The 4,541-nt window shown below is 77.1% G+C and carries 4 protein-coding genes and 1 pseudogene; all 5 read left to right on the top strand.

Features of this window, described 5'->3' with window-relative positions; genetic code table 11:
• Positions 1-14 precede the first annotated feature (14 nt).
• Entirely contained in the window at positions 15-425 is a 411-nt protein-coding gene (locus OC490_RS49730; RefSeq protein ID WP_410099283.1) for a carboxyl transferase domain-containing protein, read from the top strand.
• Positions 426-612: 187 nt separating this feature from the next.
• Positions 613-1,251 carry a ScbR family autoregulator-binding transcription factor gene (locus OC490_RS48950; RefSeq protein ID WP_262064536.1) on the top strand — a complete coding sequence of 213 codons (639 nt, stop codon included), beginning with the start codon at positions 613-615 and terminating at the stop codon, positions 1,249-1,251.
• 466 nt (positions 1,252-1,717) lie between these two features.
• Positions 1,718-2,551, top strand: coding sequence for an AfsR/SARP family transcriptional regulator (locus OC490_RS48945; RefSeq protein WP_262064535.1), 834 nt, complete (start codon positions 1,718-1,720; stop codon positions 2,549-2,551).
• Between the two features lie 93 nt (positions 2,552-2,644).
• A complete protein-coding gene (locus tag OC490_RS48940; protein ID WP_262064534.1) occupies positions 2,645-3,589 on the top strand; it encodes an SRPBCC family protein in 945 nt (314 codons plus the stop codon).
• Positions 3,590-3,634: 45 nt separating this feature from the next.
• Positions 3,635-4,541, top strand: a pseudogene (locus OC490_RS48935) (hypothetical protein); the annotation flags it as partial.

The following is a 4,541-nucleotide window of genomic DNA, read 5'->3' as shown; positions in this document are numbered from 1 at the left end:
GGAGCCCTGCGGGCGTGCCCGGCACCGGGGTGCCGCCGAACGCCGCACGCCCCGTCCGGACGTGCGGCGCTCCCGGCATCCCCGTCGTCGCGCTGCCGGACGTCCCGGGGCCCCTTTCGGGCGTCGGCCGGGAGCACGGCGCAATCACCCGGCACGGCGCGAAGCCGCTGTGCGCCCGGCGCGGCGCGGGGGTGCCGGGGGGCCCGCCGGTCCTGCGCGGGGCGTACGGCGGCGCGTACCTCGCGGGGGAGGGCCGGTCCCCGGCGCGGACCCGGCGTACGCCCGGCCGCGGACCGGATCGCCGTGAGGGGTGCGCGGGGCGCGGCCGGTGCCGTCCGCCGCCGGGCCGCCGGGGCGGAGGACCCCGGGGCGGTCGGGGCCCGCACGGCCGGGGGGTCCGGGTCCGGGCCCGTGCACCCGTATGACCCGGCGGGGCGCGGCCCGCGGGGTACTCATCCCTTCCCGCGTCCGTTGCCCGGCGAAGCTCCGGACCGGGTGGGCCGGCCTGTCTCTCCCCGGGCGGCCCCGTCGCAAGCAAACCGTTGTATCAGGCACGAACCCGAGGGCCGGCCGCTCACGCCGCCGGCCGGCCCCAGTCAGGAGCACACGGTCATGGTGAAGCAGGAGCGCGCCGCGCGCACGCGGCAGGCATTGGTGCGGGCGGCTGCCGAGGTGTTCGCGCAGGACGGTTTTGCCATCGCGTCGATCAACTCCATCAGCAGGAGGGCCGGGGTGAGCAACGGTGCGCTGCATTTCCACTTCGCGAGCAAGCAGGACCTGGCCCGCGCCGTGGAGGACGCGGCGGCCGCCGTCGTGCGCACCGTCGCCGGGCCGGCCCGCGAGGGCGGGCCGGAGCCGCTGCAGCGGCTCATCGACGCCACCCACGCCCTGATGGGACGGCTGGACCAGGATGTCCTGGTCCGGGCCGGGTTCGAGCTGGGCAGCGGCTCGCCGCGCCGGGACGGCGCGGTGGACCTGCGCGGACAGTGGCAGGACTGGGTCGAGGAAGTGCTCAAGGACGCGGAGCGCGAGGGCGTGCTCGCCGAGGGGGTGTCCGCGGCCGATGCCGCGGTCACCGTGGTGGCGGCGACGGTGGGCTTCGAGCAGCTCGGCGCGGACGACCCCGCGTGGATGTCCGCGGCCACGCTCGTCCAGTTCTGGGACCTGCTGCTGCCTCGGCTGGCGTCGGCCGAGGCCCTGGGCCGGCTGGTGCCCGGCGGGACGCACCGCACCGCGCCCGGCCCGGCCTGAACGGCGCGTACGGTCTGCTGACGGTCCCCGGGCCGGTACCGGCCGGGACGGCGCTCGGCCGCCGTCGCCGTCGCCGCCGGCGTCCGGCCCGGGGACGGTTCCTGCGGCCGCGCCGGCGGCCGGCCGCCCCCTCGCGATCCGCCGGCCGCGCCGTCCGCGCCGTCCGCGGGCCTTCTGCCGGCCGGGAGCGCCGGGGGCATCGGGGGGCGCCGTGCCCGGAACCGCCGGCCGGGTCCGATTGGGGGGCAGCCGTCACGCCGTCTGTGCGTACGGGGATCCAGCCGTTTCTCCGGGGTGGTGCACCCCCGTTTCGCATGCACGGACACGTGTGTCCTGCGGCGGCCTCGAGTCTGCGTCCACCGGCGGCGGAACGTGCGGCACAGCATTGACATACCGCGCGCGCTGTTTTTTACTGATGGCTACGAGGGGCCCGCTGTAGGCGGCACCACCGCATGGGGGAGACGTTGTGGACATCGATGTGCTCGGCACACTCGCCGTACGGCTCGACGGGGTCTCCATCACGCCCACGGCGCCCAAGCCGCGCCAGGTGCTCGCCCTGCTGGCGCTGCGGTCCGGTCAGGTCGTCCCGGTGGGGGTCCTGGCCGAGGAGCTGTGGGGGAGCAAACCTCCGCGCAGCGCCCGCGCGACCCTGCAGACCTACATCCTGCAGCTGCGCGAACTCATCTCCGCCGCCCTGGAGAACGGTGCCGGGGACGGTGCCGGCCGGCGGTGCCAGGCCAAGGACGTGCTGCTGACCGTTCCCGGCGGCTACCTGCTCAAGGGCGGCGAAGGAGTCAGTGACGTACGGGAGTTCGAGCGGCTGGCCGGCTGCGGGTACCGGGCCATGGACGCCGAGGACTATCCCCAGGCCGCCCGTCTGCTGCGCGAGGCGCTCGGCCTGTGGACCGGCCCCGCGCTGGCGGACGTCCACACCGGCCCCCAGCTGCGGACCGAGGCCAAGCGGCTGGAGGAGAGCCGGCTGTGCGCCCTGGACCAGCGCGTGGATGCGGACCTGCGGCTGGGGCGCCACCGTGAACTGCTCGCCGAACTGACCGTGCTGGTCAACCAGTACCCCATGCACGAGAGCCTGTGCGCCCAGTACATGCTCGCCCTGTACCGTTCCGGCCGCCGCGGTGAGGCGCTCGACGCCTACCAGCGGCTGCGCGCCGCCCTGGTGCGCGCCATGGGCCTGGAGCCGTCGCCCGCGCTCGCCAAGCTGCAGCGCTCCCTGCTGATGTCCGGCCCCGAGACCGTCCCGGCCCGCCCCGCGATGAGCGGGACAGCGGCCCCTGTGGGCTGACGCGGACTCGCCGTGCGGCCTCTCCACCGGGAATCGAGCACCGCTCGGCCCCGGCCGTGCAGCGTTGGCCGCACCTGGAGGAGGGGGTCGCGCATGCCGTCGCAGCGAATGCACTCCGCCCGGCACACGGCCTTGGTCGCGGCGCCCCCCGGCGTCGTCTACGGCCTGCTCGCCGACGCCCCGCGCTGGCCGGTCCTGCTGCCCTCCTACGTCCATGTCGAACGCGTCGACCTCGACGCCGGCGGGGACAGCCTGCGGGTGTGGCAGCTGCACCGCGGCCAGGTCCGTTCCGTGCTCGCCCGCCGCGTGCTGCGCCCGCGGGAGCGCCGTATCGAGTTCGGACTGCGCGACTCCCTCCTGCCCGACGCGCCGACGTCCGGCGGCTGGAACGTGTCACCCGACGGCACCGACCGCTGCCGTGTGACCCTGCGCCAGGAGCGCCCCGCCGGGCCCGGAGGAACACCCGGGGCGCTGGAGGCGCAGGTGCGGGCGGAGCTGGCGGCGGTGCGCGAGGCGGCCGAGCGCTGGGACCGGCTGGACGAGCTGCTGCTGTCCTTCGAGGACAGCGTGTACGTGTGCGGCTCCCCGGAGATCGTCTACGACTTCCTCTACCGCGTCGGGGACTGGGCCGACCTGGTTCCCCACGTCGAGCGGGCCGAGGTCACCGAGGACCGGCCCGGCGTGCAGAGGACGGTCCTGCACACCAGCGACCCCTCCACCGGGGACACGTCGGTGTCCGAGGCCGTACGGCTGTGCTTCCCGGCCGCCGGACGCATCGTCCACCAGGCGACCGTGACGCCCGCTCCCCTCGCCGCGCACTACGGGGAGTGGTACCTGGAGCCCGACGCCCGCGGTGTGCGGGTCGTCTGCGCGCACCAGGTGATGCTCCGGGAGGGCGCGGCGACCCCCGCCTTGGGTGCCGGCGCCCTGCCCGCCGACGTCCGCCGGCACGTGCGCGAGCAGCTGGGACGGACGAGCACGGAGGCCCTGGCCCTGGCGCGGTGGCACGCCGAGAGCGCCCTGCGCCGACTGCGATGAGCCCGCCCGGCACCGACCGGCATCACGACGACGAGGAGATCGGCGATGACCCCGACCCGGCCGGCCCGGCATGCCGGGCGGCCCCCGGCGACCCGGACACCCCCGGACCCCGCCGCGGCACCCCGGGGCGCGGCGGGGCACGCGGCGCGCCTCGAAGCGCTGCTCGGCGACCCCCGCGACCCCGGCAACCCCTACGGCCGCTCCGCTCTGCGGGCCGCGGGGCCGGGCGCCCTGCCCGCCCCGCCCGCAGGTCTGCCCGGCGCCGGGAGCGTGCCGGGCGCCGATCAGCTCGCCCGGGCCCTGCGCCCGCTCCTGCGCCGGGATCTCGCCCTCGCCCACGCCTGGAGCATCCGGCCGCTGGCGAGCGCGCCCGTGCCGCACCCGGCGGCCGCGCTGCTCGGCCCGGCGGCGCTGCTCGCGGCGACAGGCGGCGTCCTGCGCGATGCGGCCCGCATCGTGGACGGCCTGAGCCGGTACGAAGCCGCATCCCGGCAGTGGCGGCCGGTCCTGGCCGCCGTCTTCGCGGACCTGCTGGCCTGCGAGAGCCTGACGGCCGCGGCCCTGCGCTCCTGCCCGGCCACGGCACAGCAGGCGGACGGGGAGGGGGAGTTGCTCGCGGCCGTCGTGGGCTACCTCGTGCCCCGGCTCGCCGTCGAACTGCTCGGCGATCTCGAACTGGTGCTGAACGAGTGCGGCTTCGGGGACCGCACCGTCGAACGGCGCACGCTGGCACGGATCCTGCAGGACCGGGCGTTCGCCGGAGCGGACCGGGCGGCCACCGGTGCCGCCCAGGCCCGCATCGTGCGCGGGCTGGGCGCGGCGGGCGGCCCGGGGCAGGACGACGGCACACCGCTCGCGGCACCGTTCGCGGCACTGTTTTGCGGCACCGCCCCCGCCCCCGCGGCGGCAGCCGGCACCGCCCCCGCCCCCGCGGCGGCACCGGCCGGTGCCG

Source organism: Streptomyces sp. STR69, from assembly GCF_024519455.1.
In the GTDB taxonomy this organism is placed as follows: domain Bacteria; phylum Actinomycetota; class Actinomycetes; order Streptomycetales; family Streptomycetaceae; genus Streptomyces.
This window is presented reverse-complemented; position numbering and strand designations above follow the sequence as displayed.